Here is a 23,535-nt window from a genome sequence, read left to right on the forward strand (position 1 = left end):
CTCCGGCCCGGTCTGACGCCGTGGCCCTGCCCGGCCGGCCTCCGGCCCGGTCTGACGCCGTGGCCCTGCCCGGCCGGCCTCCGGCCCGGTCTGACGCCGTGGCCCTGCCCGGCCGGCCTCCGGCCCGGTCTGACGGCGCGGCCCTGCCCGGCCGGCCCCAGGCCCGGCCTACGGCGTGGCCCTGCCCTGCCGGCCCTCGGCTCTGGCTGACGACGTGGCTCCGTCCCACGGCCCGGCCGTGCCGTGGTGGCGCGGGCCCGGTCGGGGCCCGGGTATGGCGACCCCGTCCGACGGTGCCCACCGCCGGGCGGGCCACCGGCATGCCGCTGCGGGTGCCGGGTGCCGGGTGCCGGGTGCCGGGTGCCGGGTGCCGCTGCGCGGAGCCGTTCCCCACCCCGCCCCTTCCCGAAACCGGGGCTCCGCCCCCGGGCCCTTTCGCCTCAAACGCCGGCGGGGCTGGGATGTGCGCCGGCGGTGCTGGGTTCCGGGCGCTGCGCGCCCGGTGCGCTCAAACGCCGCGCGGGCTGTATCTTCCAGCCCCGCCGGCGTTTGAGGCGCGGGGGTACGGGGGCGGAGCCCCCGCAGGGGTCCGGGCGGAGCCCGGTTTCGGGAAGGGGCGGGGTGGGGAACCGCTCCGCGCAGCGGCATACGGCGAGCCGGTAGCGCGCCCGGCCTGGGAAACGGCTCCGCGCGGCGGCGTGCGGCGGCGGCTGCCGGGGAACGGCTCCGCCGCAGCGGCATACGGCGAGCCGGCGGCGCGGCCGGCCCGGGGAAAGGGCTCCGCGCGGCCGGCGCGGGCGGCCGGCGCTGCGGGCCGTCAGGGGGTCATCGGCAGGGGACGCCCATGATTTCGCGGGCCCGGAGGGCCGGGGTCAGGCCCAGGCGCCACGCCTGCCACCCTTCGGCCGGGTCCACCCCCCGCCCCAGCACCACCGCGTACGCGTCCAGGCAGTCCCCCAGCCGCCCGTCCCGCGCGGGATGCGGCGCCTCCGCCAGGCGGGCGAGCTCGGCCCGCGCCTCCTCCACGCCCGCGACCCCCGGCACGGCGTACGGCAGCAGCGTGCACCGCAGGAACCGCGCCCAGTCCTCCCCCCGCCGGTCCCCGTACGAGATGAACAGCCGGGCCGCTTCCTCGCACAGGCCCAGCGCCTGTTCGACCCGTTCGTTGCCGGCGTCGACGACCGCCAGTTCGATGCAGGTCCAGGCTTCCCCGTGGGCGAGGCCGATCCGCCGGAAGTCGGCGCGGGCGTCGACGAGGAGCTGTCGGGCGAAGCCGGAGTTCTTCAGGTTGCCGGTCTGGGCGGCCCGCTGGTCGCGGGTGACGCGGCCCGAGTGGTGCCGTGCGTAGGCCAGCCCGTACACGTCCCGCATCCGCGAGAACATGGTCCGGGCCCGTTCCAGCTCGCGTACGGCCTGGTCGAGGTCGCCGGTCTCCTCCAGCGCCTGCCCGAGGTAGTAGAGGGTCCACGCCTCGCCGCGGGCGTCCTCCGCTTCCCGGTGCCGGGCCAGCGCCTCCCGTAGCTGGTCCGTGGCCGGTCCGGGGTCCGCGTCCACCACGCGGGCCCGGCCCAGCTGGGTCAGGGCCCAGGCCCGGCCGCGGTCGTCGCGGGTGCGCCCGTACAGGTCGAGGGCGAGCCGCAGTTCCTCCTCGGCCCGCGGTACCGCGCCGAGCCGCAGGTACACCTGTCCCAGTTGGAAGTGCGCCCAGGCTTCGCCGTGCACGCTCTCGTTCTCCTGGTGCAGGGCCAGTGACTGTTCGAGCAGGGCCATGGCTTCGGCGAGCCGTGCCCGGTCGCGTTCCACCGCGGCCAGGGCGTGCAGGCCCCAGGCCCGGTCGCCGGCGAGCTTGTCGGGCTCCTGGAGCTCCAGTGCCTCGCGGATCCGGGCCGCCGCCTCCGCCAGTTGCCCCTGGTGGTGGAGGGTGATGCCGAGCGAGATCAGCGCCATGGCCGCCCCGGCGTCCTGCTGCGCCTCCCGGTACTGGTCGACGACCGACGTCAGGGTGGTGCGGGCCTTGTCCAGTTCGCCGAGCTGGCGGGCCGCGATGCCGGTGCGCCACTGCACCGACCGGACGAGCCGGCCCTGGCCCGGCTGGCCCCGGCGGGCCGCCTCCACCGCCTGCGTCAGTTCGTTGATCTCGCCCAGCCGGTACAGGTCCCCGCGCAGCAGGCAGAAGTCGCACAGTGCGCCCAGCAGGTCCAGGACCGCCTGGAGGTCGACGTCCTCGGTGTGCCGCAGCGCCGCGGTGATGAAGCTCGATTCCTCGTCGAGCCAGCGCAGTGCCGCGTCGAGGGAGGGGAAGCCGTGGCCGCCGAAGTGGTCGGCGCGGGTCGACGTCTTGCCGTCGACCATGCGGATCACGGCGTCCGCGAGCTGCGCGTGGTTGCGGATCAGCCGGCCGTGCGCCGCCGAGGACTCGGCCCGGTCCTCGTCCGCGGCCAGCCGTGCCGACGCGTACGAGCGCACCGCGTCGTGCATGCGGAACCGTTCCCCGCGTACGGGGTCCAGCAGGCCCGCCCGGGCCAGCTCGTGCAGCAGCCGCCCGGCCGCCGCCCGGTCCGTGTCGATGAGCGCCGCCGCGGCCGACGGTCCGAGGGAGGCCCGCCCGGCCAGGGTGAGGCGGCGCAGCAGCCGGCGCCGCTCCTCGGGCAGGCAGGCGTAGGCCAGGCCGAGGGCCCGCTCCAGCCCGGACCCGGGCGTCCCGGCGGCGGGGTCGGGCGGCGTCTCGGCGGCCGCGGCCAGGGCTTCCGGGGCGGTCGCGGCGACCGGGGTGAGGACGCGCAGGGCCAGCGGCAGTCCGCCGGCCACGGCGAGGAGTCCGGGCGGGGTGTCCTCCCGGCCGTCGTCGGTGGTGTCCGCTGCGGCCCGGAGCAGCTCGGCGGCGTCGGCGTCGGCCAGCGGTTCCACGGGGAGCTGGTACACCCACGCCTTGGTGTCGGGCAGCTCCAGAGGCTGCCGCGCGGTCACCAGGACGAGGCTCTCGGACCGCTCCGGCACGAGCATCCGGACCTGCTCGGCGTCCACCGCGTCGTCGAGCACCACCGTGACCGGCAGCCCCTGCAGGTGCTGGTGGTAGAGCTCGGCGAGCCGCCGTACCTGCTGCTCGGCCGAGGCGCCGTCGCGGAACAGCAGCTGCTCGCGGGGTGCGCCCAGCCGGTTCAGCAGGTGCAGGAGCGCCTCCCGGGTCGGCAGTGGGGCCTCCCCACCGCCGCTTGCGCCGCCGGTTCCGCTGTCGGTCCCGCCGCCCCGCAGGTCCACCACGCACGCGCCCCGGAACTGGTCGCGCAGGGCGTCCGCGGCTCGCAGCGCCAGGGCCGTGCGGCCGGCTCCGGGCCCGCCGTGCAGGACGACGACCACCGGGCGGGTCTCCGTGCTGGCCCGTGCCGCCTGCACCCACTGCGCGATCCGGGTGAGCTCGGCCCGCCGCCCGGTGAACGCGGCCGCTGCCTGCGGGAGTTGCGCCCACGACTGCTCCAGTGTGCGGCGCCGCCGGGCCTCCGCGCTGCGGTCGCCGCCGCGCAGCTGCGGGCCGGCGGCGGGGCGCGGGACCTGCCGGGCGGCCTGGCGGGCCGCGGCCGCCACTGCCCGCTGCTGTTCCAGGAACGGGCGTATTCCGCGCACCTCCAGCGCCGTCAGCCACTGGAGCCTCAGCTGCTCGGGTCCGCCGGGCCGCCCCCGTTCGCCGGCCCGGCGGTTCGCGGCGGGCAGGTGCAGGGCCGTCACTTTGGCGACCGCGGCGGCCGCACCGGCGACCCCGGTGACGGCCCCGGCGACCAGGGCCGTCCCCGTCGCCACGCCCAGCGAGAGGTCCACGCCGGCGGCCGCGACCGCCGCCACCGCCGTGACCAGCAATGCCGTCGAGGTGTCCTGCCGCCGGAAGGCCTCGCCGAGGGACTCCTCCCCGTCGGCCGCCTCGTCCAGGGCCCGTACGTACGCCTCGTACTCGTCGGCGGCGCTCGCCGCGAGCGCGTCCAGTGTCCGGCGGCCGCGCGCCAGCAGGGCCTCCCGGTCGACCGGTGCAGCCGTCGCACCCGTCCCGGCAGCCCGCTGGGCCTCCTCGTCCACGGCCCGTTCCAACAGTCGCTCGGCCTCACCGCGATGGCTGTCCCGCATCGGCATCCCCTCAAGAGAGCTCCGGCAACGTGCCCCAAGTGTGGGACCGCACGGCCCCGCGCGACAGGGAACTTGAGCTAGATCAGAGGGAGTTGGCCCGCATTCGGGAAACCACGTGCATATATGTGCGTCTCCGGCCGGCCCGGCCGGTGAACGCCCACGCACAGTGACGGACGGGGGTCGGACGAGGGGTCAGGCGAACGGCACGGTGAGGCACGCGAGCCGCGGCCCGGCGCTCCCCGCGTGGCCCGGCCCGGTGGCGGTCGGGTGCTCGTGCACCACGACCGAGCGGGCCTCGCCGACCCGGATCCGCCAGGTGACGGCCGTCTGCGAACGGCCGTCGCCGCGCGCGTCCGTGGCCAGGTCCAGCCAGACCTCGTTGCGCGGGTTGGCGTACGCGGGGTCGACGGAGGGCTGCACCGGGTCGGCGAGGTCCTGGTAGTGCGATCCGGCGGCCGCCGGATCGGCCCCGCACGGCTTGCGGTGCACGTGCGCGCCGAAGGTCCGGTCCGCCTCGATGCCCTCCAGCCGCAGCTCGATCCAGGTGCCCTGCGCGCCGGCCCGCTCGGTCACCCGGATCCGGCTGCCGACGGGTACGTGCCCGGGGGCGTAGGTGACCGCGCCGTACCCGACGTCGTCGGCGGCCTTCCGAAAGGTGCCGGAGACGCTCACCGCGCCCTGTCCGGGGCTGGGGGTGCTCACGCCTGCCGTCAGGGCCAGCGACGCGGCGAGCACCGTCGTCATCAAGGCCATCTCGGCCCTCCTCGGTCGGGTGTCAGGCCGTACCCCATGCTGGCCCACGATCCGCCGGCCCACGACTCCCGCGCGGCCGATCGGGCACCGCGGGCCCGGACACCAGGGGCGCGCGGTGGCGGCCCGTACACTCCGGCAAGATCCAACTGCACGTTCCGGGGGACCTGATGACGGTACGAGAGATACGCACGGCGGCCCGGCTGATCGGCCGCCGCACCACCCTGCGCTACCTGGCGCTCGGCGCCGGCGCGGCGCTGCTGTCCGCCTGCACGGGCAAGGACAAGCGGGCCACCTCTCCTGCCCCTTCCACCACTTCCGCCCCACCTTCAGCACCGGCCTCGCCGTCGGCCACGACCACGGCCGCACCCACCACACCCACCACACCGCCCACGCCCGCCGCCACGGGAGTGGTGGGCCGGGCCTTCGCCGAGTTCGTCAAGGGCGCGTGGACGATCCGCTCCACCCTGCCCGGCGGCGGCATCGGCGGCCGCAAGGACACCGGCCGGGCCACCGTCCGCGAGGACGGCACCTGGACGATCGTCTGGTCCGGCATCGCCGGCACCTGGACCGGCCGCTGGTCCGTGCACCGAGGCCGGCTGGACCTCCAGGTCCTCACCGGCCCGGCACACCTCACGGACCCCGACGTCTCCACCTCCTCCGCCCAGAAGGTGCCCGAGACGGTGAAGGACGACTTCGGGATCAACCTCCCCTGGTACCCGATGGGCGCCCAGGACGTGTTCGGCCGTCTGGAGGCCGCGTACAACGGGACCGATCTGCGGATCCGCCACTTCGACATGTCCGGCACCATGTCCATCCACATGTGCAGCCGCGCCTGACCCCGGCGACACCGCCGCCGACCGCACTCCCGTCCGCGGAGCGCGGCCGCGCCCGGTGCGCAAGGATGGCCCCATGCCGAACCGCCTCACGCACGAGACCTCGCCGTATCTCCTCCAGCACGCCGACAACCCCGTCGACTGGTGGCCCTGGTCGCCGGAGGCCTTCGCCGAGGCGCGCGAGCGGGGGGTGCCCGTGTTGCTCAGTGTGGGGTATTCGTCCTGCCACTGGTGCCAATGTACTTAGACAACCAGGTAGTCCTGACCTGGGGTGTTACCAGGGGGTAGTCGCGTGAGTACGTACGATGAGGAACTGAACACGAGTATCGACGCTTGGGTGGAGGCCGAACTGGCCGCCTCGCCCGAGTGGGGGCCAGAGAAGTTCGCCACCATCCGCCAGCTCCTAGAGGGCAGCGCACCCGCTGTCGCCGCTGATGAGTAGGGGGGGGGCGGCTCACATAACAGTGCCGCGTGAGAGAACCGATGGGTTCCCTCGTGCGGCACTGCCGGTACTGTGGCGATGGTCCGCGAGCCCTGCTGCACCTGGGTCAGGTTGCACCTCACGTTTGTCCGCGCACCGTTACTGGGACTGCCCACGGCCGACCGCCAATCACGGCGTCAGGTAGACACGATCACCGCCGTGCGGCTTGCTCAGTCGGACGGCCAAGTGCTCATGCCCAGCTGGGAGTCGATCAAATGCCTGGTTGCCGCACATAATGGTATCGATGCGGGCGATCTTCTTTCGATCTGCCGGCGATCCGATTAGCACGTGGTCGCCTACTCTCACCTGATGGTCAATTTTGGAGAACGGGACGGTATTGCTTCCGAGGCTCATCGCCTTATTGATATCTCCGAGGCGAATGATTCGGGACTGATGAACCCGCGAAAGATGAAGCTCTGTCGTCATGGCGCAATGTTCCATGAAGCCCTGGCAGTCCTGAAGCCATGATTTCATCTCGCCGACACTCCGGGTCTGGACGGGAAGTTCGCCATGAGCAATCGGGTTTCGCTCCGCAACCAGTTCCTTCAGTCGGGAAGCGTAGGTATCGGAGGAGCCAGAAGAAGCGGGGTTGTTCATCCATGACATTTCACCTTGGGTGATGCCAATGCGCTTCATCCACTCCCTGACGACGTCAGGCCAGACATTGCGTTCCAGGTTTAGCAAGGGAGAACTGGCGGACCAATTAGCCGAGTAGGCATCCAGCAAGGTCTGGCGTACCTTGGCCTTCGCTTGGGGGTCGCCGTCGGCCAATTTGCGGGCTCCGTCAAGTGCCATTCGCTCATGGAGTCTGAATACCGCATCGGGCATCGTCTTGGCATACTTGTATCGATTCCCGAGGAACTTTAGGCAACCCTGGCCGATCTCATCCAATGCATGTTGGCAGGCGGCATACGTTATTAGAACCCAGGCTCCGTACATATCGCTGCGCACCGTGGGGACACCGCTTTGCCCGCCGAGTGGTGCAGATGCGTCGATGAACAGGCTGACTTGCTCGAAACGCTCAAGGCATCGGCGCCAGGCAGGATTCAGAAACGTGGCCATGCTCAGGCCTCGGAATCGATGAAGCTGCGGAGATAGCGCTCAAGCTCGATTTCTCTTGTCATTAGGTCTGTGCGATTCTGTCCTCGAAGATTAAATGCTTTCGAGTGTTCCTGGTAGAATCCGGGGAGACCGTTCTGGATGCTTTCCTTCCGGGATACCAGTTCGGACTTCCTGTCCAGTAGCCGCGACAGGACATTCATGAGCGCGTCGTAGATGGAAACGGACGGGACCGTGGTCCAGCTGCGAACCCGGTACCTCTTGAAGGCCTGACTTCCGAAGATCTCCTCGGCGAGGCTGATTGTCTCAAGGAAGACGGTCCGAAGTCTATCGAGAGTCTCCGACTCGAATGAATTTGCAGCCTTCAGGTAGGCATCCAGGTAGTCGCGGATGTTGTTTCGGTAAACGATCATGCGCTGACGGTTTGCAAAGAATCGAAGAACTAGCTCCACATCCGTCATTTCCCGCCAAGCCCGAGGGATGATGGCTGGCTCGTCGAGTTCCTCGATCGTCAGGTCGGAGGTCTTCTCCAGTGATTCTTCGGATTCTGGCGCATGGCCAACTAGATCTTCGACGTTCTGGGGAATGTCCCACAGATGCCTAAGGGCAGGCGTTGCCGCCAATTCCTTGCAAAGTTCATTCATTGGGCCGTTGTAGAGAGCGTTTCGAACCTCTTGATGTGAAAGCTGAACGCCGCCCGTATTGATCCGGCCAAAAACGAACCGCTTGAGCCGTTCGGGATCTTCGTCGCCGTGAGTTGTTTCTTTCAGCAGGACAATCGAAGAGAGGTAGCGACGGCTGATCCCATCCCTAATTCTGGACGGAAGGCGTGAGTACTTCATCCCCTCCAGTTCTGTCCAGTACTCCAGGCCGGAGAGTTCAAAGGAGTTGGAGTAGAATTCCTTGACTGCTGTAAGGCGCTGGAGTCCATCCATTACTTCATATCGATTGAAATCGTACTCGTAGAGGAAGATCGGTGGAACTGGGACATTCATGATGAAGGACTCGATGAGCCGGCTCTTCTGGTCGACTGACCAGCGATGCCGTCGCTGATAGTCAGGGTCAAGCTTGTAATTCCCCGAGTCCAGCAGGCCTGTAATGGATTCGAGCGGGTAGCGGGCCTGCTCGGTAACGATGCGGATCTCGCCTTGGTCATAGCGATCATTGATCTCGTCATCTGAGGGAACCTGAAGGGGCTGCTCTTCGACCAGTTGCTCTGCAACGAGTTCGCCCGCAAGCAGCGCGTCGCGTTGCCGCCTCACAAGGCTGCGGCGGAGTGCCTCCTGGTCTTGCTCATGCGCCATGTCAACTCCCATAGGTTGCAACACCGGAGCCCCAGAGTAGGGGAGCGTACAGCTCGATCCGACGTAGCGACGGGCCTCGTGCTGGTCTAGGCCGCACTGGTTCTTTGCGCTCCTCGGTCTTCCAACGACGTCTGGCGATACGAACCAGGTCGGCGGCGGCGGGCCTCCAGCAGGGCGCAGGCGAGGTAGTAGGCAATCTCGTCGGGTTTGCCGATGCTGCCGCGGGCCAGCATCCACCGCTGCTGGTTCCGCCCTGGGCTCCCGGTCCCGCCGACAGACGCAGGTCTGTACGGCCTTCGGGTCTGTTCCGTAGTGAGTGTGGTCAGCCCGGGACACGGTGGCGGAGGAGTGGGGCCGTTGTGGTGCGTCAGGGTGAGGGCTTGTAGGTGGGCCAGGTCCTCGGCCTGGTTCGAGGTGATCCAGGCACTCAACAGGGCGGTATTGCGGTTGGTGGGATCCAGGAGCGCGGCGAAACGGTGAATGAGGCCGGTCGGAGCGGCCATCTCGTGGCGGTCGGCGCGGTCGGCGTCGGTACGTTTCCGCTGGTGGTCCTTGAGGGGGTCGGGGGGTGGGGAGGTAGCGGACCAGGCGCTGGGGTGAGAGTGCGGGCCGGTCGGCCTCTACACGGCCCTGGTTGATATAGCGGACCAGTGGGTTCGTGCTGCCGGTGTGGCCCAGTTCCCTGACTTCTTGGAGGAGACGGATGACGGGGACGGTGGGTTCTCCGGCCAGCGTCGGCGCAGGTGATCGCGCCAGGAATCCATGTTGGTGGGCCAGTACTTGGGGGCGCGGATGAGGCGGTTGGGCTCGGCGACACGGTCGTAGTGTGATGTTATTGAGAGCAAGGTTGAGGCGGCGCTTGCAGTCCAGCGGGCCGACTCTGCGATCGTGCAGGGCGCGGATCTGCCGTCAGCGCTCGCAGGTGGTGGCGGTCTCCCTCTCGGTCGGGGGCTCGCTTTCGCCCAGCAAGTGCTGTGCACGGTGACTTCTCCGTTTCTTACATGACCCCAAGGTCGACCGTGATGGAGAAAGGTGCGGTGGCTTTCACTGTGCCGGTGAACATCTCGCCGTCCCTGTAAGCCCTGGTGGCAGGGTCGAGGACGTACGTGTAGACGATCGGGACGCCGGTCGCGGCCTGCTCGACCCGCCAGTAGAAGGCGATGCCGGCCTTGGCGTACTGGTCCACCTTCACGATCCGGTCGGTGGTCTCCGAGCCGGGCGACACGACCTCGACGACCAGGAGGACGTGCTCGGGACGAGTAGGCGTGAGGTCGATGGTCTCCGCCCGGTAGACGATGACGTCCGGACGGCGGTTGGTGAGCGGAACGTCCTGAAGGCGGACGTCGAAGTCCGTGTCGGCGTTCCAGTCCGGGCCTGCGGCTGCGTCAAGGGCATTTGCCAGGAGTCGAGCCAGCCTGTTGTGCCGCTTCGAGGCGCTCGGGCTCACGACGACCATCCCGTCCACGATCTCGATGCCGGCGCACTGCTCCTCGGACCAGGAGTCGTACTGCTCCGCGCTGATCTGCGTATGCATCCACGCGGGCGCCACCATCTCGGCGGTCATGAAGTACCTCCTTCGCGGGTGCGGTGCTGCTCGACTCAGCGTACTGCCCGCGTCCAGCCGGGCACCGGCTTTGGATCGGGGCGGAACCCCCGTCGTCCGCAGGAGCGACCGGGGTGCAAATGGGGCGATCCGCATCCACCACGTGATGGCGCATGAGTGCAAATCGGCCAAGTAGGGCGGGGGCTTGCGGGCCGAACCGGCAGGGTCGGGTCGCCGTGAGAGGCTGGGTCTCATGAACCGGCTAGCTGGTGTGACCTCGCCTTATCTGCTTCAGCACGCTGACAATCCGGTCGACTGGTGGCCGTGGGGACCGGAGGCGTTCGAGGAAGCGAAACGGCGCAATGTACCCGTTCTGCTGTCGGTCGGATACTCCGCGTGCCACTGGTGCCACGTCATGGCGCACGAGTCCTTCGAGGACGAGCTCTCCGCCGCGTACCTGAACGAGCACTTCGTCAGCATCAAGGTGGACCGCGAGGAGCGGCCCGACGTCGACGCCGTCTACATGGAGGCCGTGCAGGCCGCCACCGGGCAGGGCGGCTGGCCCATGACCGTGTTCCTCACCCCCGACGCCGAGCCCTTCTACTTCGGCACCTACTTCCCGCCGGAGCCCCGGCACGGCATGCCCTCCTTCCTGCAGGTGCTGGAAGGGGTGCAGACGGCCTGGGCCGGGCGGCGCGAGGAGGTCGCCGACGTCGCGCAGCGGATCGTGCGCGACCTGGCCGGCCGGCAGCTGGACTACGGCCGGGCCGGCGCCCCTGGCCCGGAGGAGCAGGCGCAGGCGCTGCTCGGCCTGACCCGCGAGTACGACGCGGTGCGCGGCGGCTTCGGCGGCGCGCCGAAGTTCCCGCCGTCGATGGTGCTGGAGTTCCTGCTGCGCCACCACGCCCGCACCGGCGCCGAGGGGGCGCTGCAGATGGCCGCGGACACCTGCGAGGCGATGGCCCGCGGCGGCATCTACGACCAGCTCGGCGGCGGCTTCGCCCGCTACTCCGTGGACCGCGAGTGGGTGGTCCCGCACTTCGAGAAGATGCTCTACGACAACGCCCTGCTGTGCCGGGTGTACGCGCACCTGTGGCGGGCCACCGGGTCCGACCTGGCGCGGCGGGTGGCGGTGGAGACGGCCGACTTCATGGTGCGTGAACTGCGTACGCCCGAGGGCGGGTTCGCCTCGGCGCTCGACGCCGACAGCGAGGACCCGGACACCGGCAAGCCGGCCGAGGGCGCGTACTACGCCTGGACGCCGGAGCAGTTGGCCGTGGTGCTCGGCGCGGAGGACGGGGCGCTGGCGGCGGCGTACTTCGGGGTGACGGAGGAGGGGACCTTCGAGCACGGCCGGTCGGTGCTGCAACTGCCGCAGGACGGGCCGGTCGTGGACGCCGCCCGGATCGCCGCCGTGCGGGAGCGGCTGCTCGCGGCGCGCGGCGGGCGGCCCGCGCCCGGCCGGGACGACAAGGTGGTCGCGGCGTGGAACGGCCTGGCCGTCGCCGCCCTCGCCGAATGCGGCGCCTACTTCGACCGGCCGGACCTGGTCGAGCGGGCCACCGAGGCCGCCGACCTGCTGGTACGGGTCCACTTCGAGGCGTCGGCCGGCCGGGCCCCGCGCCTCGTCCGCACCAGCAAGGACGGGCGGGCCGGTGGCAACGCCGGGGTGCTGGAGGACTACGGCGACGTCGCCGAGGGCTTCCTCGCGCTGGCGGCCGTGACCGGTGAGGGGGTCTGGCTGGAGTTCGCCGGGATCCTGCTCGACCTGGTGCTGGACCTGTTCACCGCCGAGGACGGCAGTCTCTACGACACCGCGCACGACGCCGAGCAGCTGATCCGGCGCCCCCAGGACCCGACCGACACGGCGACCCCGTCCGGCTGGACGGCCGCGGCCGGCGCGCTGCTGTCGTACGCCGCGCACACCGGCTCGCAGGCGCACCGCACCGCCGCCGAGCGGGCGCTCGGCGTGGTGCACGCGCTGGGTCCGCGGGTGCCGCGGTTCATCGGGCACGGGCTGGCGGTCGCCGAGGCGCTGCTGGACGGGCCGCGCGAGGTGGCCGTGGTGGGCCACCCCGACGATCCGGCGCGGGCCGAGCTGCACCGGACGGCGTTGCTGGGGACGGCTCCCGGGGCGGTGGTGGCGGCAGGGATGCCGCGGGCCGCGGACGGCAGCGGGGGCGAGTTCCCCCTCCTGGCGGAACGCGCTCTCGTGGACGACCGCCCCACGGCCTACGTGTGCCGCCACTTCGTCTGTGCGCGGCCGACGACGGATCCGCAGGAGCTGGGGGAGCAGGTGGGGACGGCGACTCCGCGCACCTGACGGGCGCGGAGGCCCGGCCCGGCTGCTCCGTCGCGGTCGGCCCCGGCCCGACCGCGACGGCCCCGGCCCAACGCCACGGGGCCGGGCCGGGCCGGCCGGCGGCGCGGTCAGTGCCGGTAGGCGGCGAGCGAGATGCCGACGTAGTGCGCGATGAACGCCGCGAGCGTCAGCGAGTGGAAGACCTCGTGGAAGCCGAAGAAGCGCGGGGAGGGGTTGGGGCGCTTGATCCCGTAGATGACCCCTCCCGCGCTGTACAGCAGCCCGCCGACGACCACCAGGACGAGGACGGCGATGCCGCCGGTGCGCAGGAAGTCGGGCAGGAAGAAGACCGCCGCCCAGCCCATCGCTATGTAGCAGGGGGTGTAGAGCCAGCGCGGGGCACCGACCCAGAAGACCCGGAAGGCGATCCCGGCGGCGGCCGCGAGCCACACCGCCCACAGCAGGGTCCGCCCGGTGGAGGGCGGGAGGAGGATCACGGTCAGCGGGGTGTACGTCCCCGCGATGATCAGGAAGATGTTGGCGTGGTCGAGGCGGCGCAGGACGGCCTCGCCCCGCGGGCCCCAGGTGCCGCGGTGGTACACGGCGCTGACTCCGAACAGCAGGCAGGCCGTGAGGATGTAGACCCCGCAGGCGATCCGTGCCTCGGCCGAGTCCGTGAAGGCCATCAGTGCCAGGCCCGCGACGACCACGGCGGGGAACATCCCGGCGTGCAGCCAGCCGCGCATGAGCGGCTTGGCCTCCGGTGCTGCTGTGGCGGCCGGCCCGGCGGCGGCCTCCGGCGCGACTACGGCGTCAGAAGTCATGGTCGTCATGCTACCTACGGGTCCGTAGGTTTCCGGCGGTCTGCTTTACGGAAGATTGACGGGAGTGGCGATGCTCACGTGAGAGGCCCTCTGGACATATGCGCACATGCACCGGATGATCAGATGAGTGCGGTCGGCACCGGATGAGCGGAGCGCGAAGCGTCCGGGTCGCAGCCCCCACGGGGCATACACCAAACAAACCCCTCAACAAGGAGCAATCGTGGCGCGCGACAACGCGGCTCCCACTTCCGTCCCGACGAACCACAAGGACCTGATCGCCTGGGTCGACGAGATCGCGGCGATCACCGAGCCTGACCGTGTCGTCTGGTGTGACGGTTCCGAGGCCGAGTACGAGCGCCTGTGCGGGGAGCTCGTGGCCAAGGGCACCTTCAAGAAGCTCGACGAGAGCAAGCGCCCGAACTCGTACTACGCCGCCTCCGACCCGTCCGACGTCGCGCGCGTCGAGGACCGGACCTTCATCTGCTCCGAGAAGGAAGAGGACGCGGGCCCGACCAACCACTGGATGGCCCCGGCGGAGATGAAGGACGTCTTCGCCGGCGAGAAGGGCATCTTCCGCGGCGCGATGAAGGGCCGGACGATGTACGTCGTCCCGTTCTGCATGGGCCCCCTGGGCTCCGAGCTCTCCGCGATCGGCGTCGAGATCACCGACTCCGCCTACGTCGCGGTCGCCATGCGCACCATGACCCGCATGGGCAAGGCCGTCCTCGACGAGCTCGGCGCCGACGGGTTCTTCGTCAAGGCCGTGCACACCCTCGGCGCCCCGCTCGCCGAGGGCGAGGCCGACGTGCCGTGGCCGTGCAACACCACCAAGTACATCTCGCACTTCCCGGAGACCCGCGAGATCTGGTCCTTCGGCTCGGGCTACGGCGGCAACGCCCTCCTCGGCAAGAAGTGCTACGCCCTGCGCATCGCGTCCGTCATGGCCCGCGACGAGGGCTGGCTCGCCGAGCACATGCTGATCCTCAAGCTCACCCCGCCGGCCGGCGAGGGCGAGAGCAAGTACGTCGCCGCCGCCTTCCCGTCCGCCTGCGGCAAGACCAACCTCGCCATGCTGGAGCCGACCATCCCCGGCTGGACGGTCGAGACCATCGGCGACGACATCGCCTGGATGCGCTTCGGCGAGGACGGCCGCCTCTACGCGATCAACCCCGAGGCCGGCTTCTTCGGCGTCGCCCCCGGCACCGGCGCGCACACCAACGCCAACGCCATGAAGACGATGTACGCCAACACCGTCTTCACCAACGTCGCGCTCACCCCGGACGGCGGCGACGTCTGGTGGGAGGGCATGACCGAGGAGACCCCGGCCGAGCTGATCGACTGGAAGGGCAACCCCTGGACCCCGGAGTCGGGGACCCCGGCGGCCCACCCGAACGCCCGCTTCGCCGTCCCGGCCGCCCAGTGCCCGACGATCGCCCCCGAGTGGGAGGACCCCAAGGGCGTCCCGATCTCCGCGATCCTCTTCGGCGGCCGCCGCGCCTCCGCCGTCCCGCTGGTCACCGAGTCCTTCGACTGGAACCACGGCGTGTTCATCGGCTCGAACATCGCCTCCGAGAAGACCGCCGCCGCCGAGGGCAAGGTCGGCGAGCTGCGCCGCGACCCGTTCGCCATGCTGCCGTTCTGCGGCTACAACATGGGCGACTACATGGCCCACTGGATCAAGGTCGGGGGCAACGCCGACGCCGCGAAGCTCCCGAAGATCTACTACGTGAACTGGTTCCGCAAGAACGACGCGGGCAAGTTCGTGTGGCCCGGCTTCGGCGAGAACAGCCGCGTCCTGAAGTGGATCGTCGGCCGCCTCGACGGCACCGCCGAGGGCGTCGAGACCCCCATCGGCATCCTGCCGACCAAGGAGTCCCTCGACCTCGACGGCCTCGACATCGCCGACGAGGACCTCGAGTTCCTCCTGACCGTCGACAAGAAGGTCTGGCGCGAAGAGGCCGCCCTCGTCCCCGAGCACCTCAACACCTACGGCGAGCACACGCCGAAGGAGCTGTGGGACCAGTACCACGCCCTGGTCGAGCGCCTGGGCTGACGTACGACCGCCCTGCACGCCAGGGCCGCCCTGCCTGCCAGGGCCCGAAGATGTGGGAGCCCCCGACCAAGCGGTTTCCCACCGTAGTGGGAGCCCCCGACCAAGCGGTTCCCACCGCAGCCACGGCCTGCCTGTCAGGAGCGTCCGCGCTCCTCCAGGTAGGCCGTGTGCGTGTGCTGGCGGCGGGCCTCCGTCTCGCGCAGGTCCGCCGCCACCCGCTCCGCCTCCTCGTGCAGCAGCTCCAGCTGCCGCTCCAGGTGCCGCTCCGGAGACTCCCCGCCCGGGGTGAGCCGGGTCCACCACCGGGTCCGGTTGAAGGTGTCCACGCACTCCGGCACGTCCACCTCGATCGCCCGCGACAGCGCGTGCACCAGCTCCGGTTCCCCGGCCAGCACGTCCGCCACCCAGCCCGGCTCCAGCAGCGCCCCGTACAGCTCGACCAGCTCGGCGAGCCGCCCCCCGGCCGGCTCCGGCAGCTCCACCTCGGCCAGGTACTCCCGCAGCCGCCCGAACTGCTCGCGCACCCCGTTCAACTGCTCGGTGAGCCCCGCCGGCGGGGGCGGGGCCGGCCGCTCGGGCGGGGCGACCAGTGCCCCCGCCCCGTACAGCCCGGCCACCACCACCGGCCAGTACGCGCCGGCCGCCCCCGTGAGGGTGAGCACCACGCCCGCCACCCCGCACGCGGAGCCGGCCAGGTTCTTCTTCGACTCCAGGTAGCGCAAGGCCCCTCCGGCCGTCCTACTGGTAGCCACGGATCTCCTCGAAGGCCCCGCGCAGGGAGTCGTTGCCGGCGGTCGCGTCGAAGAGGCGCCCACCGGTCACCTCGGTGATCCGGGTGAGCTCCTTGCGGTCGGAGTCCCCGAACAGCACCGCGAAGACGGGGGTGTGCCGCTGCGCCTCCGGCAGGGCCGCGTGGAAGGACTCGAAGTCCTTCGCCCTGTCCCCGCTCTGCCCGTCGGTCATCAACACGATCGAGGTGAACGCGTCCGTGTTCCCCTTGCCCAGGTGCTCGTACGCCGCCCGCAGGCTCGCGTACACCGCCGTGCCCCCCTCGGGCCGCAGCGCGCCCGCGTCCTTGCGGATCCCGTCCAGCGCCGGACCCGGGTTGCCCGGCTCCACGACGTGGGTGAGGACCTGCTTCACCTTGTCGCCGAAGGGCAGCAGCGTCACCTCCTCGCGGTCCCGGAACCGCTGCCCGGGACCCGAGTCCCCGGTCCCCGTCAGCTGGGTGAGTGCGTCCCGCAACCGCCCGATGCGGTTCTCCTCCGCCATCGAACCGGAGGTGTCCAGCACGTACACCGTCCGCGAGGGCCGGCGCAGTTCGTTCTCGTACGAGGCCAGCAGCCCGTCGGCGACCTGCCGGCTCCCCGGGAACGGCAGCTCGCGCCGCTTCTCCGGGTTCAGCCCGGCCGCCGGAGCCGCCCCGGCCGCCACCGGCCGCCGGAACGTCCTCTCCGTGATCATCTTCTGTGCCTCGGCGCCGCGCAGCCAGTCGGTCAGGGACCGCCCCGACTCACGGGCCCCGGCCGGCGCCGAGGTCAGCAGGGTCAGCGGGTAGTGCGCGGTGACGACCCCGTCGCGCGGCCGGACCACCGTCAGGCCCGACTTCGCGTCCCGGTCCACCGCCAGCAGCACCGACTCGTAGTTGACGAGCGCGTCCACGTCCCCGCGCTTGGCGTACGCCGTCGCCAGCCAGCCGGAGGAGCCGGACGTCAGCTTCTGCCCGGAGAAGAACTGCTTCAGCTTGGGCTGCGCCGTCTTCACGTCCGCGTCGGTCAGCGCCGCCTGCGCCCCCGACAGCCCGGACGCCACCGAAACCAGCGCCGAGAAACCCGAGTTGGAGCGAACCGGGTCGGTCATCCCGTACGTCAGCTTGCCCGCGGCCACCGCCTCGTGCACCGCCGACCAGGTGACCTCCTCCGGCTTCCAGCCGAGCCGGGCCAGCACGTCCGCCTTCACGCCGAGCGCGACGGGCGAGGACATCACCGGGGTCTCGCTGCCGATCTTCACGGCCGCCTCGGGGCGCAGCCGCAGGTAGTCGTTGGAAGACAGCCAGATCGCGTCGTACTTGCCGTCGGCCTTGCCGGAGGCGACCTCCTCGGCCGCGTCCAGGGTGCCCGACCAGGTCATCTCGACGCTGACGCCGGTGGCCTGCTTCGCGGCCTTCAGCACCGGCTCCATGTCGGCGAGCTCGCTGGAGGCGAGCACCCGCAGCGTGCCGTCCTTGTAGACGCTCTTCCCCGGTTCGGCGGACCCGTCGGCGGTGCAGCCCGCCGTACCGGCGGCCAGGACCGCGAGGACGAGGGCCGCGGCGGGCCACCGCCGGAGCCGGCCGGTCGTCGTTCTGATGCCGTTCACAGCGCGCCCCCCTCGGCGGCGTCCGCCGCCCGCGTCCGCGCCAGGTAGGAGGAGGCGGTCTGCAGCTCCCCGCTCAGGGCGTCGACGGTGGCGGCCATGGTCTCGGCGGCCTGCACCTTGAAGGTGTCGATGGCGTCGAGCGTCGTGTAGATCTGAGCGAACGCGGCCCGCAGGGTCTCGGCGCCCACGGCCGGGTCGGCCGCGATCCGCTGGACCTCCCCGCTCTGCGTGGCCAGCATCTCGGCGTTGCCGCGGATCAGGTCCTCGGTCGTCGACCGCAGGGCGCCCACCTGCTCGGTCACCCTGCGCTGGTTGTCCAGGGCCGAGGCGAGCATCACGGCGATCCGCAGGGCGGCCACGGTGGTCGTCGCCGCCCGGTCCACCCCCTTGATCAGCTCCTCGTTGCTGCGCCGGACCACGTCCATCGCCAAGTAGCCCTGCGCGCACACGGCCAGCTGCGTCAGCAGGTCCTGGTGTTTCTGCCGGACGGGGAACAGCACGTCCGCGCGGAGCGCGTCGGCCGTCTCCGGATCGGCGTACGAGGCCTCCACGATCCGCTGCTCGACGGCCCCGTCGAGGGCCTCGGTCAGCAGCGCGTACTCCTGGAGCCGGCCCATGGTCTCCCACAGCCGGGCCCGCTCGGTGTGCAGCGCCGCGTTGTCCCGGCGCAGCTCGTCCTGGCCGCTGCGCAGCGCACCGACGATCTTGTCGAGGGTGGCCTGCGCGGACGCGTACTTCGCGACGTGGTCGCGGAACCGGTTGCCGCCGGGCAGCTTGGCCAGCAGCCGGCGCGCCCCCCGGCCCGGCGTGTCCCGCGGGTCGAGGTCCTCGACGGTGCGGCGCAGCTCGACCAGCGAGCCCGCCACCCGCCCCTGGGCGTCGCCGCCCTCGGAGCCGAGCGCGCGCACGGCCCGCTCCAGCATCCGGTTGGACTGCCGGTCGGCGGTGCGCATGTCGGCCGCGCCGAGCCCGGTGACCTCGCCGATCCGGGCGGCGAACCCGGGGGAGCGCGGGTCGATCCCGGTGAGCGAGCCGGCGTACTCCGCGGCCCGGCGGGCCACTTCGGCGCGGACGGCGTCGTCGAGCGGGACGAGGCCGGAGGCCTGCTCCCGCCGGACGGCGGGCACAGGCTCGGGCGCGGTGAGGACGAGCGGGCCGTCCTCCGGAGGTGAAAGCGTCATGTGCGGGTCCCCCTAGCCCTTGGCGCGCTCGGCCAGCGCCATGAGGATCTTGACGGTGGGTGCGCCGACCTGGCGGATGCCGGTCAGCTCCGGGTTGAGGTACGCCCCGTGCGCGGCGGTCGCGGCGGTGAACTCGGGCACGCCGTCCTGCGGCCGGAAGCCGTGCCGGACGGCCAGCTTGCGCAACTCGGGGTCGGTGGCCAGGAGGGTGCCGAGCTCGCGGGCCTTGTCGTTGATCGGGATGAAGGTGTGCGGGGAGTTGACGGTGGTGTCCGGGTAGAGGACGACCATGTCGGCGGGGGCCTGCTTCTGCTGGACCAGGGCGGCGACCTGGGCCTCGTAGGCGAGGATGAGCGGTTCGCCGCTGCCGCTGATGAAGGAGCGGAAGGGGTCGTCGGTGCTCGGCTCCAGGGCGCCCTGGACGGAGATCAGCTTCCGCAGCAGCGGGGCCGTCCGCTCGATGCCCGCGTCGTCGGCGACGACCTTGTTGTCGTTGGCGGCGTTGGAGGTGGCGGCGAGGAACAGCGCGCCGGAGTTGGAGGTCGCCGGGTCGGTGGTCTTGATGAACACGGTGCCGGTCAGTTCGGGGTGGGCGGCCGAGCCGGGCAGCTGCTGCCAGGTCCGGTCCTCCCCGGCGGCCTTCAGGTACGGCCCCATCAGGAGCGTGCCGGAGTTCCTGCCGGTCATCCTCGCCAGGCCGTTGTCGGCCAGTACCTTGGCCGCGTTGGATCGGGCGATGACGACGAGCGGCGAGAAGAACGGCCGCGCGGTCTGGGCCCCCTTGATGCCGGCCGCCGTCTCGATCTCCGGGGCGGGCTCGCTGCTGGAGGGGAACGCGAAGTCGTACTTGCTCAGCTGGAGCCGGTCCATGGCCCAGGATCCGGACGTCTCGGTCCTGACGGTGTAGCCCTTGTTCTTCAGGGCCTTGACGACGTCGGGGTCGCGGAAGAACTCGGCCTTCTCCGACCCGATGACGCCTTCCACGGTCTTCGTTGCCGTGGGTTGGGAGCCTCCGTCGAGGACGACGACGAGTGCAACGCCGCCGAGGAGGAGGACACCCAGCACGATTGCCAGAATGCGTCTCACGGGTGCAGCCTGCTCACGGAAACCCACATTCCGCGACGCGTTGGGTGAACGCCGGGTTACCGGGCGGTCCCACTTCGAAATGCCGTATGAATCCGTGGGTGCTGGCAGTGGGGGCGGCGGGCCGCCAGGATCGTGGCATGGCCGTGAGCGCGAGCGGGAGCAATGGCGAGAGCGCGAGCGAGAGCGAGAGCAGGAGCAGGAGCACGTTGCAGTGGCAGGGTTGGGTCGTCGGCCTGTCGGCGCTGGCCGCCCTGCTGGTGTTCGCCCCGCTGGGCCTGTACGTGTGGGCCGGCGACGGCGCGGGCGGCGCGCCGCCGCGGGCGGCCGTGTCGGACGTACGGGTCACGGGGTGCCGGGTCGACGCGGTGAGCCGGCGCGTGGTGGCGTCCGTGGAGGCGGCGGGCCGGCCGGAGGGCGTCGGCGCGTACGTCATCACGGTCGAGTTCCGCGAGCAGGCCGAGCCGGTGCCGGGCGGGCGCGCGGCCCAGGCGCTGGTGAAGGTGCCCGGGGTGGCCCCGGGTGCGGTGGAGCGCGGGGAGGCGGTCGGCCCGGTGTGGCCGGCGGCGGCGGTGCCGTGGTGCGGGGTGGCGGGGGCGGAGTTCACGCAGTTGACAGAGTTCGCACCTCTTCAGGATCGAACTCAATTTTAGAATGAATCCAATGTAGGATGGTCTCCTGACCCGCAGGAGGCCACCTCATGTACGAGCCGATCCGGACCAAGCCGGCCGTCCACCGTGTGGGCGGCCACCACGCCGGCAGTCATGCCGGCAGTCACGACGACCGTGGTAGCTATCCGCACAGCACCCGTGCCGAAGCGCTGGACCACCAGCTCGCCGGCCACCTCTCCGCCCTGCTCGCCGTCACCGATCAGCTGGGCCTCGACAGCGCGGGCGCCCGTATCGCCGCCCAGGTCACGCGCCTGCGCGGCAGCGAGCCCGTCCGCGCGCCCCGGGCGCAGGAGGCGGACCCCGCCGCCCTGCACCAGCGCGCCCACGACATCGCCGGCCGGGCGCTCGTCGTGGCCGCGTCCCGCGCCGACACCACCGTCGCGATCCTCGCCGCCGAGCGGATGGACGCGCACGCCGCCGCCCTCGACCCGGACGCGGCCTCCCGGGACCTGGCCGGGCGCCCCTGACCGGCCCCGGTCCGGGGCCGCGCAGGCTCCGGGCCGGGTGCCACGGGTTTTCGGCTGTCGTGCCGCCGCCGGCCGTCGTGCCTTGGTTACGGCTGGCCGTAACCGTCCAGGAAGTTTCCGATCCGGGTCACGGCGTCGGCGAGGTCCGTCGCGTTCGGCAGGGTCACGATGCGGAAGTGGTCCGGCTCGGTCCAGTTGAAGCCCGTACCGTGCACCACCATGATCTTCTCGGCCCGCAGCAGGTCCAGGACCATCTGCCGGTCGTCCTTGATCTTGTAGACGGCCGGGTCGAGCTTCGGGAACAGGTACAGCGCACCCTTCGGCTTCACACAGGTGATGCCCGGGATCTGGGTGAGCAGGTCGTACGCGGTGTCCCGCTGCTCCAGCAGCCGCCCGCCGGGCAGCACCAGGTCCTCGATGGACTGCCGCCCGCCCAGGGCCGTCGCCACGGCGTGCTGCGAGGGCATGTTCGCGCACAGTCGCATGTTGGCCAGGATGGTCAGGCCCTCGATGTACGACGAGGCGTGCTCCTTCGGGCCGCACACCGCCATCCAGCCGGCGCGGTAGCCGGCGACGCGGTAGTTCTTGGAGAGCCCGTTGAAGGTGAGGGTCAGCAGGTCGGGGGCGATCGCGGCGGTGTTGGTGTGCGTGGCGCCGTCGTAGAGGATCCGGTCGTAGATCTCGTCCGAGCAGACGATCAGGTTGTGGCGGCGCGCGATGTCGGTGAGGCCCCGCAGCATCTCGTCGTCGTAGACGGCGCCGGTCGGGTTGTTCGGGTTGATGATGACGATCGCACGGGTGCGGTCGGTGACCTTGCGCTCGATGTCGGCCAGGTCCGGCATCCAGTCGGACTGCTCGTCGCAGCGGTAGTGCACCGCGGTGCCGCCGGCCAGCGACACGGAGGCGGTCCACAGCGGGTAGTCCGGGGCCGGGACGAGCACCTCGTCGCCGTCGTCGAGCAGCGCCTGCATGGCCATCTGGATCAGCTCGGAGACGCCGTTGCCGAGGTAGATGTCCTCGACGTCCAGCTCGATGCCCTTGGTCTGGTAGTGCTGCATCACCGCGCGGCGCGCGGAGAGCAGCCCCTTCGCGTCCCCGTAGCCGTGGGCGCTGCCCAGGTTGCGGAGCATGTCCTCAAGGATCTCCGGCGGGCACTCGAAGCCGAAGGCCGCGGGGTTGCCGGTGTTGAGCTTGAGGATGCGATGACCTGCTGCTTCGAGCCGCATCGCCTCTTCGAGGACGGGGCCGCGGATCTCGTAGCAGACATTGGCGAGCTTCGTTGACTGGATCACCTGCATAACAGGAGCTTAAGGGCCCGGGGGGCGGGTGGCGGCGGAATTGATGTCACGAAGCCGTGGCAGAAATGTCCGGATTTCGTGGATGGGTGGGTGCCGGTGCGGTCCCTCCTTGGAAACGGCGGACGGGGGGCGGATCGGCCTGCGGAATCGGCGGAAGGGGGTGCGGGCGGGGAAGGGGGACGGGTGTGATGTTGTGCTCGTCACGTGGCGCCGGGTGGGCTGAGTCGGGGGCGTTGGCCGGGCTGCCTGCGCTGCGTGCGGTTGTCTGCGCTGCCTGAGTACGTGACCTGAGTACGGGCGCTCATGCGGGGCGGGGGCGTGGTGGCAGAGGCTGGTCTCGGGGGCGGAGGGGCGGAAAGCGGAAAGCGGAGAGGCGGAGGGGCGGAGCGGTGGATTTCGCAGTCGGCGACATGACGATCACGACGGTGGGCACGGACGGCGACGATCGGGCGATCGAGTTCCAGGTCCACCCGCACGGTGGCGGGAGCGGCCACGACGGGCACTTCGCGATCTACCGGGAGCACGACCGCGGCTGGGAGGACGCCCGCCTCGCCATCGACCCGGCTTCCGGCAGCGTCCCGATAGCGGCCGTGGAGTGGGCGGTGGAGTTCGCCCGCGAGTACCTCTGACCGGGGATTCGGACGGGCGGTGCCTCTGGTGCCGGTGGTGCCCGTCGATGTGGCCGTTCCCCGGACCCGGCCCGGTCCGCGGTGCCAGGATGAGGGATCTGGGCATCCGGTGCACGACTGCTGGGCGGGTGAAGGGGCTCCATGCGCGTCGATCTGCAGGTCCACGGCGACCGATCCCAGTTGCGATCCCTCTACAAGTGGCTCTCCCGCGATCCTGACGTGCGCCGGACCGCTCACGTCGGATGGGCCGGGCGGGAGCCCCGGCCCGGGGACATGGGCGACGTCCTGGACGTGGTGACCCTGATCGTCGGCAGCGGCTGGTCCGCTGCTTCGCTCGGGGTGGCCATCGCGGCCTGGCGGGCGACGCGCCCCGACCCGCCGGCGGTCACGGTCCGGCGCGGCGACCTGGAGATCGTTCTCGCCGGTGCCGACGAAGAGCAGATGCGCCGGGCCGTCGCCGTGCTGGACGCCCGGCCCGCCCCGACGGACGACGTGCCGGACCGTCCTGCCGGGCCGTCCGACGGGGAGGCCGGAGCAGGCGGGACGGGCGCCTGCGGCGTGCTGGATGGGCAGGGGGCGTAGG

At 71.2% G+C, this 23,535-nt stretch carries 19 protein-coding genes and 2 pseudogenes; 9 read left to right on the forward strand and 12 right to left on the reverse strand.

From position 1 onward, the window contains the following. Positions 1-825: 825 nt before the first annotated feature. Together ACZ4VL_RS08295 and ACZ4VL_RS08300 are read right to left on the reverse strand one after the other, a co-directional pair. Positions 826-4,113 (reverse strand): tetratricopeptide repeat protein, encoded by a 3,288-nt coding sequence (locus ACZ4VL_RS08295; RefSeq protein ID WP_468197230.1) that lies wholly within the window; start codon positions 4,111-4,113, stop codon positions 826-828. Positions 4,114-4,305: 192 nt separating this feature from the next. After that, positions 4,306-4,866: a superoxide dismutase family protein gene (locus ACZ4VL_RS08300; RefSeq protein ID WP_468197232.1), complete on the reverse strand. Its 561-nt coding sequence runs from the start codon at positions 4,864-4,866 to the stop codon at positions 4,306-4,308. A gap of 167 nt (positions 4,867-5,033) precedes the next feature. Here ACZ4VL_RS08300 and ACZ4VL_RS08305 point away from each other — a divergent pair, with 167 nt between their 5' ends. The 3 genes and pseudogenes from ACZ4VL_RS08305 (at position 5,034) to ACZ4VL_RS08315 (ending at position 6,141) form a co-directional block, all read left to right on the forward strand. Next, complete coding sequence (locus tag ACZ4VL_RS08305) at positions 5,034-5,702, forward strand: hypothetical protein (RefSeq protein ID WP_468197234.1); 669 nt, start codon at positions 5,034-5,036, stop codon at positions 5,700-5,702. A gap of 73 nt (positions 5,703-5,775) precedes the next feature. Continuing rightward, positions 5,776-5,934 (forward strand): annotated as a pseudogene (locus tag ACZ4VL_RS08310) (DUF255 domain-containing protein); the annotation flags it as partial. A gap of 57 nt (positions 5,935-5,991) precedes the next feature. After that, a complete protein-coding gene (locus tag ACZ4VL_RS08315; RefSeq protein ID WP_468197236.1) occupies positions 5,992-6,141 on the forward strand; it encodes a hypothetical protein in 150 nt (49 codons plus the stop codon). Between the two features lie 168 nt (positions 6,142-6,309). Here the strand turns inward: ACZ4VL_RS08315 and ACZ4VL_RS08320 are convergent, their stop codons facing one another. The 4 genes and pseudogenes from ACZ4VL_RS08320 to ACZ4VL_RS08335 all read right to left on the reverse strand — a co-directional run bounded on the left by ACZ4VL_RS08320 (position 6,310) and on the right by ACZ4VL_RS08335 (position 10,107). Beyond that, positions 6,310-7,242, reverse strand: a complete 933-nt coding sequence (locus ACZ4VL_RS08320) for a HEPN domain-containing protein (RefSeq protein ID WP_468197237.1) — start codon at positions 7,240-7,242, stop codon at positions 6,310-6,312. 2 nt (positions 7,243-7,244) lie between these two features. Beyond that, entirely contained in the window at positions 7,245-8,543 is a 1,299-nt protein-coding gene (locus tag ACZ4VL_RS08325) for a DUF262 domain-containing protein (RefSeq protein WP_468197432.1), read from the reverse strand. A gap of 57 nt (positions 8,544-8,600) precedes the next feature. Beyond that, a pseudogene (locus tag ACZ4VL_RS08330) lies at positions 8,601-8,788 on the reverse strand (IS701 family transposase); the annotation flags it as partial. 752 nt (positions 8,789-9,540) lie between these two features. Further along, positions 9,541-10,107 (reverse strand): Uma2 family endonuclease, encoded by a 567-nt coding sequence (locus ACZ4VL_RS08335; RefSeq protein WP_468197239.1) that lies wholly within the window; start codon positions 10,105-10,107, stop codon positions 9,541-9,543. A gap of 232 nt (positions 10,108-10,339) precedes the next feature. Between ACZ4VL_RS08335 and ACZ4VL_RS08340 the strand changes: the two genes are divergently transcribed. Further along, complete coding sequence (locus ACZ4VL_RS08340; protein WP_468197242.1) at positions 10,340-12,409, forward strand: thioredoxin domain-containing protein; 2,070 nt, start codon at positions 10,340-10,342, stop codon at positions 12,407-12,409. Positions 12,410-12,516: 107 nt separating this feature from the next. On the opposite strand, the gene trhA is transcribed toward ACZ4VL_RS08340, so the two are convergent. Then, entirely contained in the window at positions 12,517-13,221 is a 705-nt protein-coding gene (gene trhA, locus ACZ4VL_RS08345) for a PAQR family membrane homeostasis protein TrhA (RefSeq protein ID WP_468197244.1), read from the reverse strand. A gap of 211 nt (positions 13,222-13,432) precedes the next feature. On the opposite strand from trhA, the gene ACZ4VL_RS08350 reads away from it, so the two are divergent. After that, positions 13,433-15,265 (forward strand): phosphoenolpyruvate carboxykinase (GTP), encoded by a 1,833-nt coding sequence (locus ACZ4VL_RS08350; RefSeq protein WP_468197246.1) that lies wholly within the window; start codon positions 13,433-13,435, stop codon positions 15,263-15,265. A 134-nt stretch (positions 15,266-15,399) separates the two neighbouring features. Here ACZ4VL_RS08350 and ACZ4VL_RS08355 read toward each other — a convergent pair whose 3' ends face one another. From ACZ4VL_RS08355 to ACZ4VL_RS08370, 4 genes are read right to left on the reverse strand one after another with little or no spacing between them, the layout of a single operon-like run. After that, entirely contained in the window at positions 15,400-16,017 is a 618-nt protein-coding gene (locus ACZ4VL_RS08355) for a hypothetical protein (protein ID WP_468197249.1), read from the reverse strand. Beyond that, a complete protein-coding gene (locus tag ACZ4VL_RS08360) occupies positions 16,004-17,623 on the reverse strand; it encodes a substrate-binding and vWA domain-containing protein (RefSeq protein ID WP_468197251.1) in 1,620 nt (539 codons plus the stop codon). The genes ACZ4VL_RS08355 and ACZ4VL_RS08360 overlap by 14 nt, the downstream gene beginning before the upstream one ends. After that, positions 17,620-18,804 (reverse strand): toxic anion resistance protein, encoded by a 1,185-nt coding sequence (locus ACZ4VL_RS08365; protein ID WP_468197253.1) that lies wholly within the window; start codon positions 18,802-18,804, stop codon positions 17,620-17,622. The genes ACZ4VL_RS08360 and ACZ4VL_RS08365 overlap by 4 nt, the downstream gene beginning before the upstream one ends. A 12-nt stretch (positions 18,805-18,816) precedes the next feature. After that, positions 18,817-19,890 carry a hypothetical protein gene (locus ACZ4VL_RS08370; protein ID WP_468197255.1) on the reverse strand — a complete coding sequence of 358 codons (1,074 nt, stop codon included), beginning with the start codon at positions 19,888-19,890 and terminating at the stop codon, positions 18,817-18,819. Positions 19,891-20,027: 137 nt separating this feature from the next. Here ACZ4VL_RS08370 and ACZ4VL_RS08375 point away from each other — a divergent pair, with 137 nt between their 5' ends. Both ACZ4VL_RS08375 and ACZ4VL_RS08380 read left to right on the forward strand, forming a co-directional pair. Next, positions 20,028-20,540 carry a hypothetical protein gene (locus ACZ4VL_RS08375; RefSeq protein WP_468197258.1) on the forward strand — a complete coding sequence of 171 codons (513 nt, stop codon included), beginning with the start codon at positions 20,028-20,030 and terminating at the stop codon, positions 20,538-20,540. Positions 20,541-20,587: 47 nt separating this feature from the next. Next, positions 20,588-21,025 carry an SCO4983 family protein gene (locus tag ACZ4VL_RS08380; RefSeq protein WP_468197260.1) on the forward strand — a complete coding sequence of 146 codons (438 nt, stop codon included), beginning with the start codon at positions 20,588-20,590 and terminating at the stop codon, positions 21,023-21,025. 86 nt (positions 21,026-21,111) lie between these two features. On the opposite strand, the gene ACZ4VL_RS08385 is transcribed toward ACZ4VL_RS08380, so the two are convergent. Further along, positions 21,112-22,323, reverse strand: a complete 1,212-nt coding sequence (locus tag ACZ4VL_RS08385; RefSeq protein ID WP_468197263.1) for a pyridoxal phosphate-dependent aminotransferase — start codon at positions 22,321-22,323, stop codon at positions 21,112-21,114. Positions 22,324-22,733: 410 nt separating this feature from the next. Between ACZ4VL_RS08385 and ACZ4VL_RS08390 the strand changes: the two genes are divergently transcribed. Both ACZ4VL_RS08390 and ACZ4VL_RS08395 read left to right on the forward strand, forming a co-directional pair. After that, positions 22,734-22,952 (forward strand): hypothetical protein, encoded by a 219-nt coding sequence (locus tag ACZ4VL_RS08390; RefSeq protein ID WP_468197265.1) that lies wholly within the window; start codon positions 22,734-22,736, stop codon positions 22,950-22,952. A 141-nt stretch (positions 22,953-23,093) separates the two neighbouring features. After that, positions 23,094-23,534 (forward strand): effector-associated constant component EACC1, encoded by a 441-nt coding sequence (locus ACZ4VL_RS08395; RefSeq protein WP_468197267.1) that lies wholly within the window; start codon positions 23,094-23,096, stop codon positions 23,532-23,534. The last annotated feature ends 1 nt before the right edge of the window (position 23,535 follow it).

The organism is Streptomyces sp. NPDC029014, assembly GCF_055564695.1.